The organism is Nocardia sp. NPDC003999 (genome assembly GCF_053604885.1).
Genome location: NZ_JBSGIB010000007.1, coordinates 152,733 through 175,198 on the forward strand (window position 1 = coordinate 152,733; position 22,466 = coordinate 175,198).

22 protein-coding genes and 2 pseudogenes are annotated in these 22,466 nt (G+C 66.5%); 12 read left to right on the forward strand and 12 right to left on the reverse strand.

The window, feature by feature from the left end; translation table 11 throughout:
- From dnaK to ACWESM_RS16805, 3 genes and pseudogenes are all read right to left on the reverse strand, one after another.
- Window positions 1–1,884, reverse strand: a complete 1,884-nt coding sequence (gene dnaK / locus ACWESM_RS16795) for a molecular chaperone DnaK (protein WP_452492467.1) — start codon at window positions 1,882–1,884, stop codon at window positions 1–3.
- A 3-nt stretch (window positions 1,885–1,887) separates the two neighbouring features.
- Window positions 1,888–2,393, reverse strand: a pseudogene (locus ACWESM_RS16800) (general stress protein).
- A gap of 566 nt (window positions 2,394–2,959) precedes the next feature.
- Window positions 2,960–3,256 carry a putative quinol monooxygenase gene (locus tag ACWESM_RS16805; protein ID WP_397278258.1) on the reverse strand — a complete coding sequence of 99 codons (297 nt, stop codon included), beginning with the start codon at window positions 3,254–3,256 and terminating at the stop codon, window positions 2,960–2,962.
- Between the two features lie 346 nt (window positions 3,257–3,602).
- On the opposite strand from ACWESM_RS16805, the gene ACWESM_RS16810 reads away from it, so the two are divergent.
- The 4 genes from ACWESM_RS16810 (at window position 3,603) to ACWESM_RS16825 (ending at window position 7,431) form a co-directional block, all read left to right on the forward strand.
- On the forward strand, window positions 3,603–4,742 hold the full coding sequence (locus ACWESM_RS16810) for a glutathione-independent formaldehyde dehydrogenase (RefSeq protein WP_356964064.1): 1,140 nt from the start codon (window positions 3,603–3,605) through the stop codon (window positions 4,740–4,742).
- 81 nt (window positions 4,743–4,823) lie between these two features.
- Window positions 4,824–5,237, forward strand: coding sequence for a GlcG/HbpS family heme-binding protein (locus ACWESM_RS16815; protein ID WP_355078076.1), 414 nt, complete (start codon window positions 4,824–4,826; stop codon window positions 5,235–5,237).
- A 110-nt stretch (window positions 5,238–5,347) separates the two neighbouring features.
- The gene (locus tag ACWESM_RS16820) at window positions 5,348–6,643 is read left to right on the forward strand and encodes a DUF2254 domain-containing protein (protein ID WP_364425475.1); all 1,296 of its coding nucleotides are present in this window, start codon (window positions 5,348–5,350) and stop codon (window positions 6,641–6,643) included.
- A 422-nt stretch (window positions 6,644–7,065) separates the two neighbouring features.
- The gene (locus tag ACWESM_RS16825; RefSeq protein WP_364425473.1) at window positions 7,066–7,431 is read left to right on the forward strand and encodes a MerR family transcriptional regulator; all 366 of its coding nucleotides are present in this window, start codon (window positions 7,066–7,068) and stop codon (window positions 7,429–7,431) included.
- A 7-nt stretch (window positions 7,432–7,438) separates the two neighbouring features.
- Here the strand turns inward: ACWESM_RS16825 and ACWESM_RS16830 are convergent, their stop codons facing one another.
- Window positions 7,439–7,846, reverse strand: coding sequence for an ATP-binding protein (locus ACWESM_RS16830; protein ID WP_364425471.1), 408 nt, complete (start codon window positions 7,844–7,846; stop codon window positions 7,439–7,441).
- A 490-nt stretch (window positions 7,847–8,336) separates the two neighbouring features.
- Between ACWESM_RS16830 and ACWESM_RS16835 the strand changes: the two genes are divergently transcribed.
- Complete coding sequence (locus ACWESM_RS16835) at window positions 8,337–8,540, forward strand: cold-shock protein (protein ID WP_067806012.1); 204 nt, start codon at window positions 8,337–8,339, stop codon at window positions 8,538–8,540.
- A 128-nt stretch (window positions 8,541–8,668) separates the two neighbouring features.
- Here the strand turns inward: ACWESM_RS16835 and ACWESM_RS16840 are convergent, their stop codons facing one another.
- The gene (locus ACWESM_RS16840; RefSeq protein ID WP_452492471.1) at window positions 8,669–8,962 is read right to left on the reverse strand and encodes a DUF1330 domain-containing protein; all 294 of its coding nucleotides are present in this window, start codon (window positions 8,960–8,962) and stop codon (window positions 8,669–8,671) included.
- Window positions 8,963–9,150: 188 nt separating this feature from the next.
- Between ACWESM_RS16840 and ACWESM_RS16845 the strand changes: the two genes are divergently transcribed.
- Entirely contained in the window at window positions 9,151–10,053 is a 903-nt protein-coding gene (locus ACWESM_RS16845; protein ID WP_452492473.1) for a LysR family transcriptional regulator, read from the forward strand.
- A 35-nt stretch (window positions 10,054–10,088) separates the two neighbouring features.
- On the opposite strand, the gene ACWESM_RS16850 is transcribed toward ACWESM_RS16845, so the two are convergent.
- The gene (locus ACWESM_RS16850; RefSeq protein WP_356964069.1) at window positions 10,089–10,310 is read right to left on the reverse strand and encodes a WXG100 family type VII secretion target; all 222 of its coding nucleotides are present in this window, start codon (window positions 10,308–10,310) and stop codon (window positions 10,089–10,091) included.
- A 353-nt stretch (window positions 10,311–10,663) separates the two neighbouring features.
- Complete coding sequence (locus ACWESM_RS16855; protein ID WP_452492476.1) at window positions 10,664–11,893, reverse strand: alpha/beta fold hydrolase; 1,230 nt, start codon at window positions 11,891–11,893, stop codon at window positions 10,664–10,666.
- 181 nt (window positions 11,894–12,074) lie between these two features.
- Between ACWESM_RS16855 and ACWESM_RS16860 the strand changes: the two genes are divergently transcribed.
- On the forward strand, window positions 12,075–12,635 hold the full coding sequence (locus ACWESM_RS16860; RefSeq protein WP_355078083.1) for a TetR family transcriptional regulator: 561 nt from the start codon (window positions 12,075–12,077) through the stop codon (window positions 12,633–12,635).
- A 180-nt stretch (window positions 12,636–12,815) separates the two neighbouring features.
- On the opposite strand, the pseudogene ACWESM_RS16865 reads toward ACWESM_RS16860, so the two are convergent.
- Window positions 12,816–13,022 (reverse strand): annotated as a pseudogene (locus tag ACWESM_RS16865) (MarR family winged helix-turn-helix transcriptional regulator); the annotation flags it as partial.
- Between the two features lie 432 nt (window positions 13,023–13,454).
- Between ACWESM_RS16865 and ACWESM_RS16870 the strand changes: the two are divergent.
- Together ACWESM_RS16870 and ACWESM_RS16875 are read left to right on the forward strand one after the other, a co-directional pair.
- Entirely contained in the window at window positions 13,455–14,834 is a 1,380-nt protein-coding gene (locus tag ACWESM_RS16870) for a DEAD/DEAH box helicase (protein ID WP_452492478.1), read from the forward strand.
- A 154-nt stretch (window positions 14,835–14,988) separates the two neighbouring features.
- Window positions 14,989–15,441 (forward strand): excalibur calcium-binding domain-containing protein, encoded by a 453-nt coding sequence (locus ACWESM_RS16875; RefSeq protein WP_397278409.1) that lies wholly within the window; start codon window positions 14,989–14,991, stop codon window positions 15,439–15,441.
- A gap of 328 nt (window positions 15,442–15,769) precedes the next feature.
- Here the strand turns inward: ACWESM_RS16875 and ACWESM_RS16880 are convergent, their stop codons facing one another.
- Entirely contained in the window at window positions 15,770–17,176 is a 1,407-nt protein-coding gene (locus tag ACWESM_RS16880) for a selenium-binding protein SBP56-related protein (RefSeq protein ID WP_452492480.1), read from the reverse strand.
- Between the two features lie 277 nt (window positions 17,177–17,453).
- Complete coding sequence (locus ACWESM_RS16885) at window positions 17,454–17,744, reverse strand: FAD-dependent monooxygenase (protein WP_452492482.1); 291 nt, start codon at window positions 17,742–17,744, stop codon at window positions 17,454–17,456.
- A gap of 434 nt (window positions 17,745–18,178) precedes the next feature.
- Between ACWESM_RS16885 and ACWESM_RS16890 the strand changes: the two genes are divergently transcribed.
- Together ACWESM_RS16890 and ACWESM_RS16895 are read left to right on the forward strand one after the other, a co-directional pair.
- On the forward strand, window positions 18,179–18,481 hold the full coding sequence (locus tag ACWESM_RS16890; RefSeq protein WP_452492484.1) for a hypothetical protein: 303 nt from the start codon (window positions 18,179–18,181) through the stop codon (window positions 18,479–18,481).
- Between the two features lie 266 nt (window positions 18,482–18,747).
- On the forward strand, window positions 18,748–19,320 hold the full coding sequence (locus ACWESM_RS16895) for a hypothetical protein (RefSeq protein WP_452492486.1): 573 nt from the start codon (window positions 18,748–18,750) through the stop codon (window positions 19,318–19,320).
- Window positions 19,321–19,834: 514 nt separating this feature from the next.
- Here the strand turns inward: ACWESM_RS16895 and ACWESM_RS16900 are convergent.
- Together ACWESM_RS16900 and ACWESM_RS16905 are read right to left on the reverse strand one after the other, a co-directional pair.
- Window positions 19,835–20,290 carry a DUF6802 family protein gene (locus tag ACWESM_RS16900; RefSeq protein ID WP_355078090.1) on the reverse strand — a complete coding sequence of 152 codons (456 nt, stop codon included), beginning with the start codon at window positions 20,288–20,290 and terminating at the stop codon, window positions 19,835–19,837.
- 363 nt (window positions 20,291–20,653) lie between these two features.
- Window positions 20,654–21,295: a maleylpyruvate isomerase family mycothiol-dependent enzyme gene (locus tag ACWESM_RS16905; RefSeq protein ID WP_452492488.1), complete on the reverse strand. Its 642-nt coding sequence runs from the start codon at window positions 21,293–21,295 to the stop codon at window positions 20,654–20,656.
- A gap of 71 nt (window positions 21,296–21,366) precedes the next feature.
- Between ACWESM_RS16905 and ACWESM_RS16910 the strand changes: the two genes are divergently transcribed.
- Complete coding sequence (locus tag ACWESM_RS16910; protein WP_452492490.1) at window positions 21,367–22,293, forward strand: MerR family transcriptional regulator; 927 nt, start codon at window positions 21,367–21,369, stop codon at window positions 22,291–22,293.
- Window positions 22,294–22,466 lie beyond the last annotated feature (173 nt).

The window sequence follows — 22,466 nt, forward strand, 5'->3', positions numbered from 1 at the left end:
TCAGCTTCGATCGAATTCGGCGTCGATCACGTCGTCGTCATCCGACGACGCCGCTTCTCCGCCGCCTGCCCGGTGTCCGTCTCCGCCGCCGGACTGGACCGGTGCGAGCCCGTAGAGCAGCTGCTGCAGCTCCGAGGTGAGTGGCTCTACCTCCGCGGGGGAAGCATTGTCTTCCACAGCTTTCCTGGCATCGGCGATCAGCATCTCGGCGCGTGCCTTGTCGTGCGATGGAGCACTGTCGCCGAGTTCGGCGAGTCGCCGTTCCACTTGATAGGCAACCGAATCCAGCGCGTTGCGCGCGTCGACCGCCTTTCGCAGCGCCTCGTCCTCGGCCCGGTTCCGTTCGGCTTCCGCGAGCATGCGCTCTACCTCACTCTGGTCGAGGTTGCTCTGCTCGCTGATCGTGATGCTCTGCTCCTTACCGGTGTCCTTGTCGCGGGCGGTGACGTGGAGGATGCCGTTGGCGTCGATGTCGAACGTGACTTCGACTTGGGCCTCGCCACGGGGTGCGGGGCGGATGCCTTCCAGCCGGAACCGACCGAGCACCCGGTTGTCGGCGGCCCGTTCGCGTTCGCCCTGCAGGACCACGACATCCACTGCGGGCTGATTGTCTTCCGCGGTGGCGAACACTTCACTGCGCCGGACCGGGATCGTCGTGTTGCGCTCGATGATCTTGGTCATCACCCCGCCCTGGGTCTCGACGCCGAGGGACAGCGGGGTGACATCGAGCAACAGCACATCGGAGACCTCGCCCTTGAGCACGCCCGCCTGGACTGCGGCACCGAGCGCCACGACCTCGTCCGGGTTGACGCTCATGTTGGGGTCCTTGCCGCCGGTGAGCCGGCGAACCAGCGCCTGCACCGCCGGAATACGTGTCGAACCACCGACCAGAATCACCTCGTCGATGTCGTTGGCGGTGACCTTGGCGTCACTCATCGCCTGCTTCACCGGGTCGAGGCAGCGTTCCACCAGATCCGCCGTCAGATCCTCGAATTTCGATCGCATGATCGTGGTGGTGAGGTGCTTGGGACCGTTCGCGTCAGCGGTGACGAAGGGCAGGTTGACCTGGGCCTGCGTCACCGAGGACAGCTCGACCTTGGCTTTCTCCGCTGCCTCGAAGAGGCGCTGCAACGCCTGGGCGTCTTTGCGCAGATCGATGTTCTCCGCCCGTTGAAATTCGTCGGCGAGGTAGTCCACCAGACGTCGGTCGAAGTCGTCGCCGCCGAGGTGGGAGTCGCCGGCCGTGGCACGAACCTCGACCACTCCCTCGCCGACGTCGAGCAGGCTCACATCGAAGGTGCCGCCGCCGAGGTCGAAGACCAGTACGGTCTCGTGGGTCTGCTTGTCCATGCCGTATGCCAGTGCCGCGGCGGTCGGCTCGTTGATGATTCGCAAAACCTCGAGGCCCGCGATCCGGCCGGCGTCCTTGGTGGCGTTGCGCTGTGCGTCGTTGAAGTACGCGGGAACGGTGATGACCGCTTCTTTGACCTTCTCACCGAGGAACTTGCTCGCGTCGTCGACGAGCTTGCGCAGCACGAGGGCACTGATCTCCTCCGGCGCGTACTTCTTGCCCCGCACGTCGAATCGAGCCTCACCGTTGTCACCCGGCACGACGTCGAAACTGACCGCTTTGGCCTCCTCGGAGACCTCGTCGTAGTGACGTCCGATGAAGCGTTTCGCGGAGTATATTGTGCCCTTCGGATTCAAGATCGCCTGCCGTCGGGCGAGCTGACCCACCAGCCGCTCCCCGCTCTCGGTGAAGGCCACCACCGACGGCGTCGTCCGCGCTCCCTCGGCATTGGAGATCACCCCCGGCTCGCCGCCTTGCCAGCTTGCGATGACCGAGTTCGTGGTGCCCAGGTCGATACCTACAGCGGTCGCCATGACTCATTCCTTTCGATCGGTCCGGCCGGTGAGCAGGCGAACGGCTTCGTCCGTGACCTCGACGTCGGCAAGGACTTCGTAGTGACGTGGTTGTAATGACTGGATTGAGGTGAAGTCGCGCCGACCGCCCCGCAGCGCGTACATGAATAGGCCGAGCAGGACGCCGACAACAGCGCCGAACACCAGCCCGTAGCAGGCGAGCACGAGGCCGATGAGCAACGGCTGGACCCAGTCGAGTAATCCGAAGATCCAGCCGAACAGTGCGCCGTCAGCGCACCCGCGGCGGCGCCTCGCAAAGCGGCCCAGCCGTAGTTCAATCGGCCGACGACCTGCTCGGCCAGCTCGATGTCGCGTCCGACGACGGCCAGTTCGTCGTCGACTGTTGAATGCTGGTCGGAGAGGTAGTCGACGGCGCTTTCAGCGTCGGCGTAGTCGTCGAACGTTGCCATTACCTGGCGGGCAGGTTGGTTCAGACGTATCGGCGAGGTTCCGCGATCAGACTCTGACATCACGCCCCCTGGGCGTCGATGATTCGGTGTTCGCCGAGCCTGCGTGAACCAGTTCGGCGTCTGGCCGGTCGGTCAACCGCTTGAACTCACGGACGGCTCAACCGCTGAAAGTTCTTCATCCGCCTGTAGGCGTCGACAGAACGGGAGGCGGTGGCGTCCACACCCCGGCTGGGGCATAGGAGTGCCGGAACCCGCTCGAGGCGGCCGGTGCGCGCACTCCGGGCATCAGCCACTACTTCAGTGCTTCCACGAGTAGAACTCCGATACGAAAGATCGGGACTGCTGAGCGGTGTGACAAGGTCCCAGCAGGTCGGAAGTGGAAGCCAACTACGCCACACAGTGTAGCCACGGGAGCACCGAGAGTCACGGCTCCGTGCCCGCTCGCGCCAGGAACAGCGGTCACCTGCGCGAGGACTTCACCGACGAGGCATCGTCATCTGTTGCGCTCACCTCGTCGTTGCGCACCGAGAATCCGACAGGTTCGGCGGACTCGCGTACCAAAGTTCGCGGTCAGGTGGGTGACGCGGTTCTGTCGAGCTTTCGGGGGGCTGTTTCCAGTCGGTGGTTCAGAGCTTGTTGGCGAGCACGTCGAGGTTGCTGATTTCGGGCGGCGCGGCGAAGAGTTCGTCGGCGCGTTCGCCGAGGGCCTTGCCGACCGGCCCATTGAGATGTGTTTCGCGGGCGGCCTGGTCTGGGAATGCGTCGACGATGCCGAACGTCGAGGGGCCGAACCGTACCGCGAGCCAGGGCTTCGTGCCGGGCTCCTGCTCGACGAGTGGCAGCGCCGATCGGAGGAATTCCACGACCGCGTTTTCCTTGCCGGGTTTGGCTTCGAGTCGGACCAGCAGCGCCTTGGTGGCCATGGCGGGTCTCCTGTTCGAGGTGGTGGACATTATCCAGCATCACATCATCGACCGGTGAAGAGAAGGAGCCGAGCCCACAAATCAATCACCAATCTCGACCCCCTAGCGATCGCGGAGCCGAAGGAGGAGACTCCAGGGTGGAGAACGCGACGCCTGGAATGCACCCACTGCTTGTTGTTCATGACGCGAAACATGGTGGTGTGCCTTAGTTTTGGTGTGTTCTTCCGTTGCGTGCGCTGTCGCCTCGGCTGCTCTAGCAGAACGGTTCGTTCGGTCTGTCGCGCACACGTAACCGCCTGTGGCCGCCGGGCGTCGACCGGAAACGCCGCATGTCAGGAGTATCGAGATGAAAGCGCTTGTGTACGACGGACCCCGTGAGGTTCATGTGAAGGATGTGCCCGATGCGAGGATCGAGCAGCCGACCGATGTGCTGGTAAAGATCACCAGCACCAACATTTGCGGGTCGGATCTACACATGTATGAGGGCCGCACCGATCTGGAGCCCGGGATGGTCCTCGGTCACGAGAACCTGGGGATCGTCGCCGAGGTGGGCAATGCGGTGGTAAAGGTCACCTCCGGGGACCGGGTGTGCCTGCCGTTCAACATTGGTTGCGGTTTCTGCCGAAACTGCGAGGAAGGGTTGACCGCGTTCTGCCTGACGGTGCATCCGGATCCGAAGATGGCGGGCGCCGCGTATGGTTTCGCCGGGATGGGACCGTTCTGGGGCGGACAGGCCGAGTATTTGCGGGTGCCGTTCGGCGACTTCAACTGTCTGCGGCTGCCTGAGGATGCTCAGGACAAAGAAAACGACTATGTGATGCTGGCGGACATTTTCCCGACCGGTTGGCACTGCACCCGTCTGGCCGATATGCAGCCCGGCGATTCGATGGTGGTCTACGGGGCCGGCCCTGTGGGCTTGATGGCGGCATATTCGGCGATGATCCAGGGCGCGAGCAAGGTGATGATAGTGGACCGCCATCCAGACCGGTTGCGCCTGGCCGAGCAGATCGGCGTCATACCGATCGACGACTCGAAGGGCGACCCGGTAGAGCAGGTGCTGGAGCAGACCAACGGGCACGGCGCCGACAAGGGTTGTGAGTGCGTCGGCTATCAGGCCCATGACCCGCAGGGAAATGAGGATTCGGCCATGACCATGAACCGGCTGGTCGATTCGGTGCGGTTCACCGGGCACATCGGCGTGGTGGGCATCTTCTTGCCACAAGACCCCGACGCGCCCGACAAGCTGGAGAAGAAGGGCAAGATCGCCTTCGACATGGGCAAGTTCTGGTTCAAGGGTCAAAAGGCCGGAACCGGGCAGGCCAACGTCAAGCACTACAACCGCCAGCTTCGTGACCTGATCCATGAAGGCCGGGCCAAACCGTCGTGGATCGTCTCTCACGAACTCCCGCTGGCTGAGGCCGAGTCCGGCTACCAGCATTTCGATGCCCGCGACGACGGATGGACCAAGGTCGTAATGCATCCGTGAGGCGGCCCGGACCGATAGGAGCGCAACGATGGCGAATGCACTGCAGGGCAAGCAGTTCGCGAAGACCGGGACAGGTGCGTGATGACAATGAACCAGACCTCGGTGTCCCTCGACGACGCGCAGCGGGTGATTGCCGCCGGGCAGGCCAAAGCCGCCGAGATCGAATCGCCGTCGAATATTGCGGTGGTCGATGCCGGAGGCAACCTCGTAGCCCATGTGCGGATGGACGGCGCATGGATCGCCAGCATCGACATCTCGATCAACAAGGCATTCACCGCCCGAGCGCTGGACATCTCGACCGAGGACCTCGCGGCCGACGCGGGTCCGGGCAAGCAGTTCTACGGGATACATACCTCCAACGGTGGGCGCATCATGATCTTCGCCGGCGGTGTGCCGCTGCGGCGCAACGGCCAGGTCGTCGGGGCGGTCGGCGTCAGCGGCGGCACCGGAGAGCAGGACAAGGCTGTCTCCGAGGCAGCCGCAACGGCGATGTGAGCAGGGAACTACGTCGACACGGCACCGTCGCGGACAGCCTGACAAAGCGGCCCCGCTGCCCGCCGGCCGCACCGCGATTTTCGGCCACGGCCGGAAGAGAAAGGCGTTTGATGGTGTGCCTGCGGTTCCGTCATCGGCTGCGGTCCAGCCTGTGGATCACGCCGTTGCTATGCGTGCTGGCCTCGATCGGGCTGTCGTTCGTGACCGTGGCGATCGATCGGCAGTTCGGCGATCGGCTGATCCCGGTGGCGATCACGGGCTCGGCGGACGCGGTGTCCAACATCCTCAGCACCATCGCCGCCGCGATGGTCACCCTGACCACGCTCGTGCTCACGGTGACGACGGTGGCCGTCCAGCTCGCGATGGGCCAGTTCTCGCCGCGCATCGTGCGGGCGTTGCTCCAGGACCGCAGCAGCCAGCTGGCCTACGGGCTGTTCGCCTCGACGTTCATCTTCGCGATCCTCGCGATCCGCGAAGTCAACGCCGTGGGCGAGGGTACGGTGCCAGGCCTGACCGTGTCGGTGGCCTACCTGCTGATGCTGGCCAGCATCGCCACGTTGTTCCTCTACATCCACCATTCGGGAAACGCGCTGCGCGCCTCTGGCCTGATCGACCTGGTCGGCGATCATCTGCACGAGCAGCTGGACCGCAAGTACCCAGCGAAGGGGCCGCCGCACGCCCAGCCTGATGTCGTGGTCTCGCCCGAACCGGGGCTCGTTATCGACCTGGATCGTCCCGCGCTGGTCGCAGCAGCGTCCGAGGCCGGCTGCGTGATGGAGATGGTCCCCCTCATGGGCGACTTCGTACCAGCAGGCGCGCCACTGTTCCGCGTGCACGGCGACCCCGTCCGTCTCGACCACGCCCGTGTCGCAGGCCTCGTCGTCCTCGCCGCGGAGCGGACTCACGGCGATGACCCGGCGTACGGCTTCCGCAAGCTGGTCGACATTGCCGAGCGTGGTCTGGCCCAACCGTTCACCGACCCGACCACCGCCGTGATGGTGATCGACCGACTGCACGACTGCCTGCGGCAGCTCGCCAACCGCGACTTCCCCTCCGGCCGGCACCACGACGACGGCGGCGAGGTTCGGCTCATCGAGCGCACGCTCAGCTGGGCGGGCTACGTCCGGCTCGCGTTCGACGAGCTCTGCCTCGCCGGAGCCGCCTCCCCCCAGGCATCGCGCCGGTTACGCGCCGCACTGGAAGACCTCCTGACGGTCGCACCACCCGAGCGGCACCCACCGCTCGAGCGGCAGCTCGACGTGCTCGTCGCCGCCGTACACCGCAGTTACGACGACCAGCGCGACCGACGTGCGGCGCTGGTCGCCGATCAGCAGGGCATCGGTTCGGGCGCCGACCTCGCAGCGGAGTCCGAGGCGGCGACCAAGCGCGCCGGCGCGGGAACATGATCGACAGGATGTACGGCGTGCAGAAAAACCCTACCCGTGATGCAGAAAAATCTGTATCGCAGGGTGTAGACATTCGGGAGGGCGGGGTGTACTTTATCTTTCGTTGGAGATGAGATGTCTGGTTGGCCGGGCAGGTGAACTGCACCGGAAGCAAGATCCACATCCCCTCCGGCGGAGAAGAGAATCCGGTGCAGTCGGCCGGACCGCCGGAGGGGATGACGAACTTTCGCAGACAGGTCCGGCAACTCAGGAGGTGGTGACTGAACAGCTCTTCCCAGATTCCGCGTCCCGGGCTGTTGCCGGGCGTGGTTCCCGCGGTCGGCTCTACCGCCCGACCGGCGGGATCGACGTGAAAACCCCCTCGATCCCAGGCCCCGGCGCACCACGCGCCGGGGCCTGACGACGTTGACCCCAGAGGTGTTGTGCAGCAATCGAACGACCCCACCGACCCGACCGACGCTTCCAGTGCCGCCGACCGGCTGGATGACGAGGACTACCCCGCCTACAGCATGGGTAGGGCCGCGGAAGTCCTCGGCGTCACCCCCGCCTTCCTGCGCGGCCTGGACGCCGCCGACCTGCTGACACCGCAGCGTTCACCGGGCGGGCACCGCCGCTACTCCCGCTCCCAGTTGCGGATCGCCGCGCGGGTCCGCGCGCTGGTCGATGCGGGCACACCGCTAGAGGCAGCGTGCCGCATCACCGTCCTCGAAGACCAACTCGCCCAAGCCCACGAGCTCAACGCCGAACTCACCCGGCAAAACCCGCCCGCGCCGGACCACGGCAGCTGAGCTCCGATCAGCCGGGGCCGCGGGTGCCGAGTTCGGCCCACACCGTCTTGCCGCCGCCGTGGTAGTCCACACCCCAGCAGGTGGCCAGCTGATCGACCAGGATCAACCCGCGCCCACCCGTGTGATCCGGTCGGCGGATCCGCGCAGGCACGGGCGAAGCATCGTCGACCTCCACACGCAACCAGCCGCCGTGGTCGGCCACCATCAACCGGCAACCACGCGGGGCGCGGGCATGCACGACAGCGTTGCCGGCCAACTCGTCACACACCTGCACCGCGTCCTCCACCCCGATACCGGCGAGCGGGGCGAGCAGGCGCCGCACCGCAGCCCGCAGCTGCCCCAACGACACAACCTCGAGATCCCACTCGCCAACAGCGCCTTTGGCGCGCGCCTGATCCAGTGTCGAAATTCCCACCCTGCACCCCTCCTTCCGCTCGCTCAGTACCGGCCTCTACGCGGACAGCACTACATCGGCGACATACCCTCACCACACCCCGGCGAAAACACCGCATCCACGCTCACTGCGGACCGTGTGAGGTGTTGGGAATCGTTCGGTTCTCCGGTACCCCGCATCGATCGGGAGTGCAGAGCACGGCCTGGTCCCGCCAGCCCGCCGCACACCCGGCGTGACCGGCTGCGGTCCCGCGGTCCACATCCGAGGACAAGTCCCGCTTCGCGGGGTTGCCGAGCGGGGCGAATACCCGCACGGGTCGGCGCCGGGACGGGAATCGTCTGCGGCGGTCGGTCTCGGCGTGACGTTCAGCCGTCCGCAGCCCGTAGGCCCGGCCCTCCGATCACTGCGTGAGGCGAGCGAACGGCGACGGTTGTGGCATAGTGAGAGGTTGAGTACGGGCTTTTCACCAAGAATTTGCTCGGCTCACTACAGAAAAGAAGTTGTTTACAGCATGGCTCAAGGCAGTGTGAAGTGGTTCAACGGTGAAAAAGGCTTCGGCTTCATCGCTCAGGACGGAGGCGGCCCGGACGTCTTCGTGCATTACTCGGCCGTGAGCGGCTCGGGTTACAAATCCCTCGACGAGGGTCAGCGTGTCGAGTTCTCGGTGGAACAGGGCCAGAAGGGTCCTCAAGCCCAGGACGTCCGCGCCATCTGATTCCGCGCGCTCGCGTTTGTTTGTGAAGAGCTTCGCACCGAGGTCGGTGCGAAGCTCTTTTCGTTGAACCTCGTTCAGCACCGTGTTTGTACAGGTGACGGATGCTCAGCGATGGCTGGGCCCGCCGGTCAGTCGATGCCTTCGATGATGCGGAAGTCGCGCTCGATGCCGTCGGGTAGGGCCACCAGCGCCTTCTGGTATGCCTCGCTCTCGTATGCCGCGACGGCCTGTTCAAAGCTGTCGAACTCGATCAGAACTACGCGTTGCGTGATTCCGGCCTCGTGGGCGACGACTCGACCGCTACGGGACAGGACGCGCCCGCCCCCAGCCTGGACAGCCGGACGGGCCAGCTTGTTGTATGCAGTCAGCCTCTCAGGGTTGGAAATGGCGGGGTAGACGCTGACCCAGTAGCCCTTAGCCATGGAAACCTCCTGTGTTCGGCCGGACACGTCCGACTTCGAATCGATATTCAGATCGATCGATCCCGGCGAAGGGTACTGCGGTCAGCCGAATCGTCATATGCGCAGGTTAGGGCTTGATGCGCGGTCGAGGGAAAGACCGGTACGCGATAGACTCAGAACGGATCGTTATCAATCGGCAGGGAGGGCATGTGGCGCCGGATACGGTGAGCCTGCGGTACTTTCTGGTGCTGGCGCAGGAGTTGAACTTCACCCGCGCGGCCACACGGATCGGGATCGCACAGCCCGCACTCAGCGCCCGGATGCGCCGATTGGAGACGGAACTCGGTACTGCCCTGCTGGTTCGCAACACGCGTAGCGTCGTATTGACCACGGCCGGTGCGGCTTTGGCGGAGTCCGCGCCGCCCGCGCTGGCGGCGCTGGACCGGGCATGGGACATCGCCCGGAATGCGGGGGCCGGTGAACTGGGGACGCTCCGCATCGGATACAGCCTCAGCGCGGGGGCCGAGACGGCACCGGCCCTGGTGGACAGGCTCATTCGCAGCAGCCCGGGACTCGAGGTCGGCGCGGTCCCGATGGCGACACCGGAGATCTCTCCCGCGGTCGCCGACGGCCGCATCGATGCGGGGATCACCCGCGGTGAACAGCCGGGTCGTGGCGTGCGCCGGTTCCTGCTGCGGCGTGTGCGCGTCGGGGTCCAATTGGCACAGCATCATCCGCTGGCCGAACATCCGGAGATCGAGATCGCCGATGCGGCCGCGTATCCGCTGCGACTCCCCGACCGCGCGGCCAATCCCGTGATCCACGATCAGCTGTCCGCACTTTTCCGCGAGATCCGGCCGACCCCCCGATTCCACACGCTCGCAGTCTCTTTCGACATGTCTCAGCGCGACCTACGCGACGGGCTCACCCTCGCCCCGGCCGGAGAAACCGCGGTCACGGCACAACCAGCCGGTCTCACCTGGCGACCGCTGCGGGGCGCGCCCAGCCTGACGCTCCACCTGGTCCTCCCACGCGAGCAGTCGCCGCTACACCGCCGCATCCGTGCCGTCGCCAAAACCCTGGCGCACGAGCTGAACTGGCTGCCGAACTGACGCGCACCAGGTCACGCAGAGCGCGTCCCATGCCTTCACCGCGCCGTCCTGTCATCCCACCCCTCGCGATAAGCATCGGCGGCACTCCCCTTCCAGGTATCGAACAACGCCTGAACCTCACGGTCCAATGCCACCGATCCCGATCTCAGCTGCTGCGCCATGTCAAAGGCCTGCCTGCCGACCGCCGTCACCGCGTCGCGAACGACATTTCCGCGGTTGATCGTTTGTCGCCATGCTCTCCCCCGGCCCCAGACCATCGCCCTGACCCCACCCGTCCTTCCCGGCGCTCATCAGGTCTGGGCCTGATCGAACTGGCGCCATCGACGCGGCACCAAGCTCGTCTATCGCCCTACCGGCGGCAAACCGGCTCGCAGAGAGTTGCTTCGGAGCTGCCGACGGCACGGGGGACGGAATCACACTGCAGTCACGCCGCGCGCTGATCCGAGCCGAAGAGGTCGGCCATATGCTCGAGGCGCGATTTCACCTGGAGGAGAGCCGGTCGGCGAACAAGTCGGCGAGGCACCAGCGTGCGCCTCTCAGCTGCGGTGCCGGCGCCGTCGAGGACGGAATCTCGCCGAGCACCCAGACGGCTTCGAGCAGCCGGTTGGGCTCACTCGGCGCTCGCTCGAGCGAGCGCTTCATCGGCAAGCGCTACCGCCGCCTCGACCGGCGCGTACACGGCCAGCGCGGCGACGAGGTCACGGATATCGCTGCGAATCGACGGTGCCAGCCGGGCGTGGCGGGCGACGTCGAGCTCGTTTGCGATGGTCAGGACGGCGAAATCACGGAGTTCCGTTCCTCCGATCGTCTTCGAGCCGCCGCTGAATCTGTCGGTCACGGGCAAGGGCCGTCGGCCGAGCTCGCGGTAGGTGCGCGAGCGCTCGCATGCGCCGTAGAGGTATACCAGCGCCGCCGCGTCGGGGCCGATGACGTGATCCAGCCGCTGGCGATCCGTGATCGGCAGCAGGGCATGCGGCAACCCATCGGTGCCGTATGACGCGTGGCAGATCGCCGCCAGCCGGGTTCGTGGCGCTGAGTTCCATTCGACCGTGAGGGCGTGCACCCGGCGAAGGTGCTCGAACAGGGTCCCGCCTGGGTGATCGATCTGTTCGGCGCCGAGCGTGCGCTGTAGCTCGAACGCGCGGCGGACGACGTCGTCGGTCCCGAGCCACTTGGTGGCGTGCGCCGAAACGATGCGCGCGAGTTCCGCAGGGGCGTCGCGAGCGACGAGGTGCCCGGCGTCCGGTACGCGGGTAACGGTGACACGCCGGTTGGTCATGCGGAGCCGGTCCACGTCGGCGTCGCCGAGCGGAGACCGTGGTCCTCCCCGCACGAGCAGGATGGGCAGGTCCGATGCCGCGATGATCGCGTCGAGTTCGGAGCGGGACGCGAGAATGTCGTCGGCGAGCTCGGTATCTCGGGCGAGGAGTCCGTGGTCGTCGAGCCAGCGCCGGGCGCGATCCGCATCGATGTCGGGGACGACGTCCACGAGCACGAGGCCGGCGACACGCTGCGCGACGGACGACTCCGCGAGGGCGGCGACGGCGGCCAACCCTCCGAGGGAGGCGCCCACCACGACGATCGGCGCCGGTTCGCGAACCACCATCTCGATCACGTCGTCGGCGATCACCCGCAATGCGGTCGCCCGCCCGGAGCTCTCGCCGTGCCCGCGCAGATCGAAGGCCACCGTCCGCAGTCCGCACTCGGTCATCCCCTCCGTGACCGGCGCCCAGACGTCGCGACGCTCTCGGCCCGCGTGAAGCAGCAGGACCGTGGGGCCCGCGCCGGTCACCGTGGCTCGAAGTGTGACGTCGGGCAGCGTGAGGGTCATGTCTGTCATCGTCGATCCACCTCGGTGCCGAATCTCCTTCTCAACACCATGATTTCGACCATCGACATACCTTCTCCGATTTACCTTGAGCAGTCGAGGTAACGATACGCAGTGAAACCTTGGCTAGTCAAGGTACGATTCCGGGGTGAGCAATTCGAGAACGCGCAGACCACCGGACGAAGCCCGTCGGTTGATCCTCGATGCCGCGGCTTCGCTGCTGGCCGAGGGAGGCGTCGCCGCTGTACAGGTGCGCGCAGTGGCAGCGCGGGTCGGCATGACCGACGCCGGCGTCTCCCACCACTTCGGCAATCGCGACAAGCTGCTCGCCGAACTCCTTCGCCATGGTGGACGTCGGCTTCGAGCCGCGCTCCACGACGTCATCGCCGCATGGCTGGAGCACGGCACCGATGTCCTCGAGCTCGTCGAGTCGCTCGAGTCCGTGTATCGGGGCGGCTATGGCGAACTCGCGGTGGCGCTGCACGCGGCGGGTTGGCGCGACCGCGGTGGCGGCATGCTCGACCCGGTCGTCGACGCCCTGCATCGGAGTCGGCCTCCCGGAAGTTCCCTCGACGAGACACGGCTCGCGGTCGCCGCCCTCCACCAGGCGATGGCAACCGAGCCCCTCTACGGGGTCGATTTCCGTCGGAGCGCCGGCCTCACCGGCGCGGCAGCGCAAGACTCGACCGCTCACCTGCGCTGGTGGGCCAGCCAGCTTCAACGCGCGCTCGACATCGAGCCGGCGCGCCATTGACCCGAGCGGCGGTCAACACCCCTCGGCATCAGCAGTGCACTCCGATTCCGGTGTTCCCGCGTAATGACCAGCGGCGGAGGGCCATTCGCGACGAACACACATCGCACGCGGGCGCGATAAGCGGATCAGCGCCGTGCCCGATGCGGTAAAGATCGAACCCTCAGTGTGTGGCACAGATAGTCATGCGCTGGACATCCAGTCGCGGATCGCCCGCACGGCCGCATGAGCAGCGGCCGGGTCGGAGGCCGCCAGCGCCACGGCTCCCCTCTTCCGGAGTTCGGCGCATTCGGACGTGAGTGTCGACTGTTCGGCCCGGCGGTCAGTGGGGTGGGTTTGCCGCTCGATCAGTCGCAGGGCTTCGAGTTTATCGATGATGACGGTGGCGTTGGACGGTTCGCAAAGTGGTCACCACCACCACCTTGTCCGGTTCCGGAGGAGACGCAAGCTTGCCGGAAGCCTTGTCGAGGAAGATCTGCTCGCACCTGGCGACGGTAAGCGCGTCATGCGGGCCTCGGGAGCTGATCGCGGGTGGAGATTTCGAACACGAGCCTGGCGACCCAGCCCTGGCCAGAAGCGAGAAACCTCACCCGATGAGTACGAACCGCCCATCACAGGCTATTGTTGATCAAGTGCGTGACATGTCACGCCAAGCGTCGTAGATCGCATTCGCTTCGCAACCAGCGCTTGCCGCATCCGCTCTTCTTACGGCGATCGATTTTGCCCATCGGCAATCTCGCCACTTCGTGCCCCCGGCGCGGACCCCGAAGGTCCACAGACGGCTCGGGCACCACCTGATGTCCGAAAGGCACCGCAACATCTATGAGTTCTGCTGACATCTCTTTCGCCGCGCTCGGTGTGAGCGCACCGCTGGTGAAGGCGTTGACTCGCGCCGGGATCACCGAACCTTTTCCGATCCAGACCGACACCCTGCCCGATTCGCTGGCCGGACGCGATGTGCTGGGCCGTGGCCGGACCGGCAGCGGCAAGACGCTCGCCTTCGCCATCCCGATGGTCGACCGTCTCGGCCGCGGTCTCGCCGGTAGGCGCGCACCGAGCCGCCCGACCGGCCTGGTGCTGGCGCCGACTCGGGAATTGGCCACCCAGATCACGGCCGCGCTGGAACCCCTCGCCGCGGCCTATCGCATGACAGTCACCACGATTTTCGGTGGGGTCCCGCAGAACCGGCAGGTCCGGGCGCTGCGCGCCGGTGTCGACATCGTCGTCGCCTGCCCCGGCCGGCTCGAGGATCTGATGAACCAACGTCTGATCTCCCTGGACGCCGTCGAGGTCACCGTGATCGACGAGGCCGACCACATGGCCGACCTCGGGTTCCTGCCAGGCGTGACCCGCATTCTCGCGGCCACCCCGAACGACGGTCAGCGCCTGCTGTTCTCGGCCACCCTGGATAACGGCGTCAACAAGCTGGTCAGCCGCTTCCTGCCGGATGCCGAGCTGCATTCCGCCGATGAGGCGAACTCCCCGGTAGCCGCCATGACCCATCACGTTTTCGAAACCGCGAGCGTCGAAGCCAAGCGTGAGGTCGTACACCGGCTCGCCTCGGGCTCGGGTCGGCGAATCCTGTTCATGCGCACCAAGCATCAGGCTCGCAAGCTGGCCAAGCAGCTGACCCTCGCCGGAATCCCGGCCGTCGATCTGCACGGCAACCTCTCGCAGGGCGCCCGCGACCGCAACCTCGCGGTCTTCGCCGCCGGTGATGCCCTGGTGCTGGTGGCGACCGATGTGGCCGCGCGCGGCGTGCACGTCGACGGTGTGGAACTGGTCGTGCACGTTGATCCGCCCGCCGAACACAAGGCGTACCTGCACCGTTCGGGCCGTACCGCGCGGGCAGGCAACTCCGGTGAAGTGATCACCCTGGTGCTGCCCGGCGAACGACGCGACCTGGCCGACCTCATGCGCAAGGCCAAGATCACTGTGACCCCGCAACGAGTCACCGCCGATTCGCCCGTGGTGGCCGAGCTCGTCGGCACGGTCGCCCCATTCGTCGCGCCCTCCTACAGCGACCGGGCGGCACGGGAAGACGACCGCCGCAGCGGCAGCGGAGCGCACCGTAGCACTGGCGGACCGCGCAGGGGCAGCGGCGGACCGCGCCAAGGCGGCGGCCGTCGCAACGGCAGTGCGGCACAAGGTCAGTCGCGCGCCAAGCCGCGCGCTCATTCCGCGCGCGGAACGGTCGCATAGGGCCCGTTTTGGTCGCTCCCCCAGGCAAGCCCATGCCGAGATCGCCGCGTCGCTGAGCATCGCCAGCGGATTGCCGGGCATCGAATGCTGGTGTACATGGCTGATGACGCCGGCACTGGCGGGCAACCCATCGAGCGCGAGGCAGTCGCGCCTGATGGGTTGCCGTGCGATTGCGCGGCCGCGGAATCTGCAGGCGTGGCCAAGAGGGTTGGGACACGAGACCGATCCAACCCTCCCCTCCGATTCCACGCGAAGCTGGATTGGCCGGACATCACCGACAGGGACGGACACCGACCGTCCGCGCCCAGCTCCGCGCGAAGTGAGGGCGAACCCGTGTCCAGCACAGCGACTCCGAGGTGTCAGACGTGCGGTCTCATCGTCGGGACTGGTAGATGGCTCAGAGGCAACCGCGCCTGCCCCGCCCGCGGCAGTGGTACCGACACCTCCGGCGCCGGCCGTGCCGGTGCCACCGCGACCGGCAGCTCCCAGCGTCTACTACTCCAACTGCGCCGCCGCCAAGGCCGCGGGCGCCGCGCCGCTACGGCGGGGAGAACCCGGCTACAGATCAGAACTGGACCGCGATAAGGACGGCATCGCCTGCGAATAGGACAAACCGACGCTGTTCGTGCCGGCGCGGCAGAGGATAGCTCTTGATAATCCGGCTCGAGACCACGGGCGGCAGAACAGAACAACCACGTCGACTTCGCGTTGCTGACCACCCAGAAGCAGCCCGGCCGAGCATGCCAACCGACACGACGATCCTCTCGCTACACCGACGAGGCTGCTGAGTTCAAACCCCAAGGCGCCTGGGGCTTTCGGCGAGCACCTCTGGGGACGATCTCCTAGCGCCAAAAGCGTGTCCGAGGTTGAACGTGTGGGACACTTCGCCGACCGGGCATACGCGGTGGAGATCCAGGGGTCCCCGCTCGACCCGACTACTGGTAGCAGTAGGAGTCGGAGGAGGCGTCGCCGCCCTGGAGGCGCACCTGGTGCACCCGCAGACCTCGAAAGTCCTCGTCGTGCGGGAAGAACGACTCGTCGATGGTCATTCCGCCGTCGGGACCGATGCGCATCACGGCCATCCAGGCGCCAACCCCATCCGGGTAGAACTGGTCGTCCCATGCGCCATAGAGCGAGTTGGTGAGGTAGACCCGCCGACCGTTACGGCTGATCTCGACCATCTGGGGGCCGCCGGCAAGCGGCTGGTTCGGCGCGGCCGGGTGGGCGGTGCGGCCCACGATCCCGCCGAGCCGGACCGACCCGGTCTCTTTCGGGTCAGCCGGATCGCGCACGTCGAACTGTTTCAGCTCCCCGGTACCCCAGCACGAGACGTAGAGGTATGCGTCGTCGACCGACAGGTCGATGTCGGTGACCAGCGGCGGCACCGCGCCGAAGGGTTTCAGTGCCGGCGGCAGCAGGTCGGGATCGGCCGGCTCGGCCGGGATGGTGATCACCTTGTCGACCGCCCACACGCCGCTATCGCGGTGCCAACGCCACACGGAGGCCGACAGATCCTCGGTCGAGATCACCACGCCGACGAACCCCCAAGCGGCGTCCGGATCGTGCGACGGGCGCAGCTCGAGTGCCATCTGGTATCGCTCGCCGAGATCGATCCGCTGCTGGTGCCGACCGGCGCTGAGGTCCCAGAAGTGGATCGCGTGGCCGTACTTGTTGGCCAGCAGCAGCTCCGGGTTCAGCCCGTCCTCGATCATGGCCGGGGTGCCCCACTCGCTGCTGATCAGCGTGTTCTGGTTGAGATGCCACCAGGCGTCGTACGCCAGGTATTGCGGCCCACGGTCGGTCTCCCATTGCCGCAGCACATCGAACGTGCCGTGATCGAGCAGCGCGATCCCGCCCGGCCCGTCCGATCCGTCCGCCCCGCCGAGGCAGGTCATGAACACACCGTCCGGCCCGCAGTGCAGCGTGTGTGGACGGGAGTAGCCGGCCTTGGCCGCGAGCTCGGAGCTGTCCACGATCTTGGACAGGGTGGGCTGGCGTGGGTCGGGCTGGGTGTCGAACACGTACAGGCGCGACGAGCGCAGACCCGGCACGATCAGGTACCGCCGAGTCAGTCCCTCAATCTGGTGGCCCTCGTGCTTCAGCGCGCTGCTGCAGGCGTTCCAACCGAAATGGTGCAGCTCGTTGCCCAGGTGGGGTACCTCCGTCCAGCCCACCACCCGGCCGTAGGTAGCCGAGCCCGGATCCACATCGATTACTGACAGCGCATCTGGTTTCTGTGCCGCGCGGTCGAACGCAACAACGTATGCGAGCCGCTCCGGTGGCGCGGCCGCCGCCTCCGCTGCGCTCCGATAGAAGGTCGGGTCCAATTCTGAGTGATTCATTTCCAGCCTCCTTTATGTCGATAGGCGGAGACCCACGCACCTCGCCCGATCTGGCGGTTCCGAGGCGAGCGCGACCCGTGTGGTCGCGTGCCGTATGGCGCGGGCAGGCAATAACAGTCTCGGCCTATCGACGCAGATCCACCAGCTACCGCCGGCGCGGCGGCAGAGTGCGCGGTAGGGCGCAGTTCCGTCGAAGAGCGTCAGCCGGAGAATCTGGATGCATCGTCACCGTGCGGCCCACGGATTGCCTTACCCATGTCCGGATGGGGCTTCGAGGTCAGCCAGAGTCAGCACCTTCGGTTTGTGTCAGGCCGGTTCTGTCTGCGGGGCGATGGCGGGCAGCGCCTGAGGTTGAAGCGGACGGCCTCGGCGCCGTATTCGAGCATCTGGCGCTCGTAGTCGCCGATCGCGCCGAGGAGATCGCGGTCGCCGGTGCGGCAGCGGCGGAGCAGGTCGGCGTCGCGCAGGCGGTGTTGGCGCCGTTGCCTCCGGTCGGTGAGGTGGCGTGGATGGCATCGCCGAGCAGCGTGACCGGACAGGGCGACCAGCGTTCGCCGGGCTCGACCACTCGGATGGAGAGCAGGGTGCTGTTGTCCGGATCGGCCTGTTCGATCAGCGCCCGCAGGTCCGGGCCGGCCCGGCATCCTGGACAGCACGGCCTCCTGTGGGGTCGCGGTGCCGAGTGAGCCGTTCGGCGGCACGATCGTGGCCCAGCGCACGTAGTCGCGCATATCGGGCAGGGTCACCTCGGGTGCCAGCGCCTCGACCGCCTCCTTCGGCGGGGTACGGAAGCGCATCGCGCCGAGCAGCAGGCTCACCCGTCCCCGTCAGCGGGCTCAGCGCAGCGATCGTAATTCCCGAACCGGACCCGGCCACGTGGCGCAGTCAGCTCCTCGACGTGTTCACCCAGATCCGTGACCAGTACCTGGAATACCCCGGCGCCTCGCGCGCCGCACTGGCCATGGTTCTCACCAACCTCGAGGCGCTGCGGGTCCGGGAGGGATGTTCGCGAGCCTGCTCGCGGGCGGAACCGAACCCCGGATTGCCGCCTGGACGCTGGACGCACTGTCCCTCTACGTCAGCGCCTACGCCCTGGAACGGTCACTGGTCCAGCACCGCCGGAAATACCCGGATCAGGAGTACGTAGTCAGCCGCGCGGAGCTGGTGCGCCGGTTCACCGCGCTGCCCGCCGACACGTTTCCGCAGACCCGGCGCTATGCCGCCGAGCTGATCTCCGGCACCGAGCCCGACCGCTTCGCGTTCACTCTCTGCCTGATCATGAACAACCTCAGGCCGTCAGCCTGACAAGTTCTCCAGCCGGGCCAGGATGCGACGGAGGACACACTTCTACCAGTGCTTCCGTCCTTCTCGACGGTCGACCGCGCCGTGGGCGATCAATCGGTTACGGGTGCACCTGGTCCGCCTCTGGGCGTTGTCGAGAAACACCCGCCGAGCACCGCGGTGCACAGCATCCGCCCGGTCGATGCCAACGGCCGCGTGATCGACAAAGCCGTGTTGACGGCGCTGGACTGGCGGCCCGGGATCTGCTGTCGTGGCGGATCGCCGGCGGGTTGATCGCGATCACCCGCCCTGGTTACGGCCGCCGCGGTGTCAGCAAGTACGGGCACCTGTCGCTGCCGCTGCCGGTCCGTCGCGGCGCGGGCATCCGCATCCACGACCGGGTCCTGCTGGCCGCCGACCCCCACCAGACGCCGTTCGGCCGCGCTGAGCCGACCCGTGATCACTCCGTGGAGTACCTGTCGCGGCAGGTACTCCACGCCAGCCCTGCAATCAATGCCACAACTCCGAAAACAACCGTGCTGTCACGGTCAACACAGTCCTTCTTCGGCCGCCTTGTCCTCGACACCGACGGAACCTGCACCTGGCCAACGTATTTCAGGCGCGGCGCAGTAGTGTCACGCTATAAACTCCCCGTCATGGTGAAGTATCTGATCAGTGGGGCGATGATCGCGGCCTTCTCCTTCGGCGCGGCTGGTTCGGCGGCGGCCGATGAAACCGTTGACTACTACCCCACTCACGGAGCCTGTGTCGCGAATGGGGTGGCTAAATTCGGTCAAGAAGAGCTGGGTAAGACCTGGTTCTGCCGTCAAACCGGCAGCCAGTTCGAACTGTTTCGCCGCTGAGGGGGATACGGTATCGGGGTGGTTCCGCGCCCGCGACGAGATCGATTCCGCCGCACCCGCCCGGAGGGCGATGGATCTCTCGGTGACCGACTACCAGCTGGTAGCTGTTTCAGACGCTGCAAAGTGCTGACGGGGGTGGCTATCCCGCCGAATCGACAACCATCCGCGTGGTGTCGTGCAACGAGTGTCGGCGCAGTTCCGACCTAGCCCGACCCGCGCTGCCGCACCCTCCCTCAACGGGATGGCTTGCCAACCGATCTCAAAAACTCCTCGTCCGCGAACCCCCGCGTCGCCACGAAACCCGAACTCCAGCACATCGACCGATCTCATCGGAAGTCCCGCCGAGCGCCGACCAAGCCCATCCGCAGCCCGAGCCGCTGCAAGATGTCTTCGTGGTCAAGCCATCGTCGTTCTTTCAGTCACAGCTTTCGCATCCAACCACTGCAGCTGCTGACTCATGAGGTTGGTTCCACGATGGCGATCTCGAACGTCAACTGTCCGAAGGCGGCGCCGCTCACATGCCCAGCCGCCCCTGATCCGTCCGAATCCACTCCGAGGTTCCGTCCGGGTGTCGATGGAACTCCCAGGCGGTATAGTCGCCGTCCTTCTCCACCACCTTGACGTGATCGGCGAAGCCGTCGTGATCGACGTCGGTCCACACCTGCATGGCATCGTCGCCGGTGATGGTCACGCTGTCGAGCAGACCGTCTTGGTCGATGTCCTGGGTGGGATGGTGCAGCTCGACGGCGCCGAGGCCGCCTAATTCGGAGTGCGCGTCGATATGCGGTAGATCCAGTCCCGGCAAATCACCCGACGTGACCATGGCCCCTGCTTTCTGGCGCCATGCCTTCGAAGAACTCGGCCAGCATCGGCCCAGAGTATCGAGGTCTTGCTCGCCATTCAACACCTGGTATGACTGATCGCCGAATTCCAAGCCAGCCCAGTTGCTGGCCGCGCTGTCGACCCACAACGGACTTCACACACCCACCGCCGATACCACCGAGCGGCGAGGCCTTCGACCGCGAACTGCTCTACCCGCCAGCGGTATTCGACACCTTCGGCCAATTGTTCCGACGGCTGCACGACGGCAGGGCGCCGAAGAGGAACGGACCAAAGACCCTGTACTCCCGGCCCCTGATCACCAGCCGGTGCTCGCGTCCTTCTGGACTGGTTCCCACCACTCGGCGAGGGCACGCGCCAGCCATTCACTGGCTGCGGTGCCCTCCCCGATGTCATGGTGCACAGCGTAAGTGCCATGCAGACGCGTTCGTATATTCCGACACTCTGCCCATGCGACGGGCGCGGAAAGACACGAGCTCCGAATTGTCGCCGGCTACCGAAGGTTCAGTCGCGGGACGCCCTCGCCCGTGAGGTGCTCCCGACCGGCGCGGCGACCGGTGATCAGTAGGAGCAGGGAAGCGGCCGGGCCTTCGACGAGGGGTCCGGTGCCGACGGTCCAGCCGGTGTCGGTGTCGACGAGGCGATACCGGGACAGCTCACGGGCTCGGAACCCATTCGTTTCCCAGATTCTTTCGAGAGCCGATCGCGCGGCATCGACGGGCATCGGCCGATTGAGGCCGAGGGGCACCGCGATGTCCTGGCCGTGGACCAGCAGGTCCATCAGTCGGTCGGCGGCGGTGGTGCCGATCGGCGTCGCACGCAGCGTCATCCCGTCGCGCAGCGCGGCGAGCAACTGGGTGGACGTGGCGCGGTCGGCGAGACGGATCGCGGTCTCCCGGATGGCGCGGTCGAAGTTTCCGCGGGCACGGAGCACGTTGACCAGAATCCAGGCGAGGCCAGGGTTCGCGGAGAGCACGAGGTGGGCGACGACATCACGGACCCGCCAGCCCTCGCACAGGGAACTGTGGTTCCAGTCGGACTCCGACAGAGTTTCCAGAAGCTCGACGAGGCTCGCCCGCTCGGCGGCGACCGCTCGCCACATCCGGTCGTTCGTCATCGTTGTGCTACCGGTCATCGGCTTGCTCCTTCTCAGCGGGGGTGTGCCAGTACGGTAGGAACTCCACCCGGGTGGAGGTTCCAGCAATCGTGACCGACGACACACGACATACCGGCTCGGTGAGCATCGGGGAGTTGTCGCGGCTGACCGGTGTGCCGGTCCGCACCATCCGCTTCTATTGCGATCACGGGATCTTGGATTCGCACCGCACATCCGGCGGACACCGGATCTTCGATTCCGGCATCGCAGTCGATCGGCTGCTGCTGGTGCGCCGGCTCCGTGCGCTCGGGGTGTCCTTGCCCGCGATAGCGGACGTTCTCGCCGGCACCGTCTCCCTTGCCGACGCGGTCGCCGCCGAACGTCGCGCGCTGGACACCGAACTGGCCGCGTTGGCATGGCGGCGTGCGTCGTTGCGGGCTGTCGAAGACGCCACGTCGGCCCAACGGGCCGCTCGCTTGGAAGTGCTGGCCGCAGTCCAGGACCGCCACCGCACACACGACACGATCGTGGCGTTCTGGCGACGCGTACTCGCACCCATCCCACCGGGGCTGTTCGACGAGTTCATCGCGATGAACGTGCCCGACCTACCGCACGACCCACCTGTCCTCCACATCGCCGCCTACGCCGAACTGGCATCTCTCCTCACCGTTCCCGCGCTCTACACCGAGATCTCACGCCAGTTCTGGCGATCGGACCGGACTACCATCCGCCACCAGCGCGAGCTCCTCACCGGCGTCGCTCAGGCATGCCAGGCCGCAGGCCACCGGCTGCTCACCGGTCAGCCGCCTCGGCCCGGCCCTGAGCTCGACCAGTTCGTCGACGCCCACGCCGCCGCCCGCGGCACCCGCGACACGCCACAGTTCCGCCAGGAACTACTCAGCGGCGCAACCGACGCCGATCACCGCGTCCTCCGCTATTGGCGCCTCACCGACCGGATCACCAACACCCCCACCGTCGGCGCCGCGCATCACTGGCTCTACCTCGCACTCACCCGATCCGTCGACTCACTCAGCTGACGACACGGCGCCCGGAGCGCCTTCCACGTCCGCGCATTGCCTCGACGCAACGCCGCCGTCTTCGCCCCCGTGGAACTCCGGCGACCCGACAGATGAGGGGCGACGCCGAGACGTGCGCGGACGCGGACTATCCCAGGGCGGGATACGGGACTTTCTCGCTAGAAGTGTTCCGG

Excerpts from the sequence above, each read along its gene's own strand:
- ACWESM_RS16805 (WP_397278258.1), bottom strand. The coding sequence starts at position 3,256 with ATGGCCACCAAGGCGCTGCTGGTCCGACTCGAAGCCAAACCCGGCAAG.
- ACWESM_RS16855 (WP_452492476.1), bottom strand. The coding sequence starts at position 11,893 with ATGACAGACATGACCCTCACGCTGCCCGACGTCACACTTCGAGCCACG.
- ACWESM_RS16835 (WP_067806012.1), top strand. The coding sequence starts at position 8,337 with ATGGCTCAAGGCAGTGTGAAGTGGTTCAACGGTGAAAAAGGCTTCGGC.
- ACWESM_RS16870 (WP_452492478.1), top strand. The coding sequence starts at position 13,455 with ATGAGTTCTGCTGACATCTCTTTCGCCGCGCTCGGTGTGAGCGCACCG.
- dnaK (WP_452492467.1), bottom strand. The coding sequence starts at position 1,884 with ATGGCGACCGCTGTAGGTATCGACCTGGGCACCACGAACTCGGTCATC.
- ACWESM_RS16840 (WP_452492471.1), bottom strand. The coding sequence starts at position 8,962 with ATGGCTAAGGGCTACTGGGTCAGCGTCTACCCCGCCATTTCCAACCCT.
- ACWESM_RS16890 (WP_452492484.1), top strand. The coding sequence starts at position 18,179 with ATGTTCGCGAGCCTGCTCGCGGGCGGAACCGAACCCCGGATTGCCGCC.
- ACWESM_RS16820 (WP_364425475.1), top strand. The coding sequence starts at position 5,348 with ATGGTGTGCCTGCGGTTCCGTCATCGGCTGCGGTCCAGCCTGTGGATC.
- ACWESM_RS16880 (WP_452492480.1), bottom strand. The coding sequence starts at position 17,176 with ATGAATCACTCAGAATTGGACCCGACCTTCTATCGGAGCGCAGCGGAG.
- ACWESM_RS16810 (WP_356964064.1), top strand. The coding sequence starts at position 3,603 with ATGAAAGCGCTTGTGTACGACGGACCCCGTGAGGTTCATGTGAAGGAT.
- ACWESM_RS16850 (WP_356964069.1), bottom strand. The coding sequence starts at position 10,310 with ATGGTCTGGGGCCGGGGGAGAGCATGGCGACAAACGATCAACCGCGGA.
- ACWESM_RS16905 (WP_452492488.1), bottom strand. The coding sequence starts at position 21,295 with ATGACCGGTAGCACAACGATGACGAACGACCGGATGTGGCGAGCGGTC.
- ACWESM_RS16875 (WP_397278409.1), top strand. The coding sequence starts at position 14,989 with ATGGGTTGCCGTGCGATTGCGCGGCCGCGGAATCTGCAGGCGTGGCCA.
- ACWESM_RS16815 (WP_355078076.1), top strand. The coding sequence starts at position 4,824 with ATGACAATGAACCAGACCTCGGTGTCCCTCGACGACGCGCAGCGGGTG.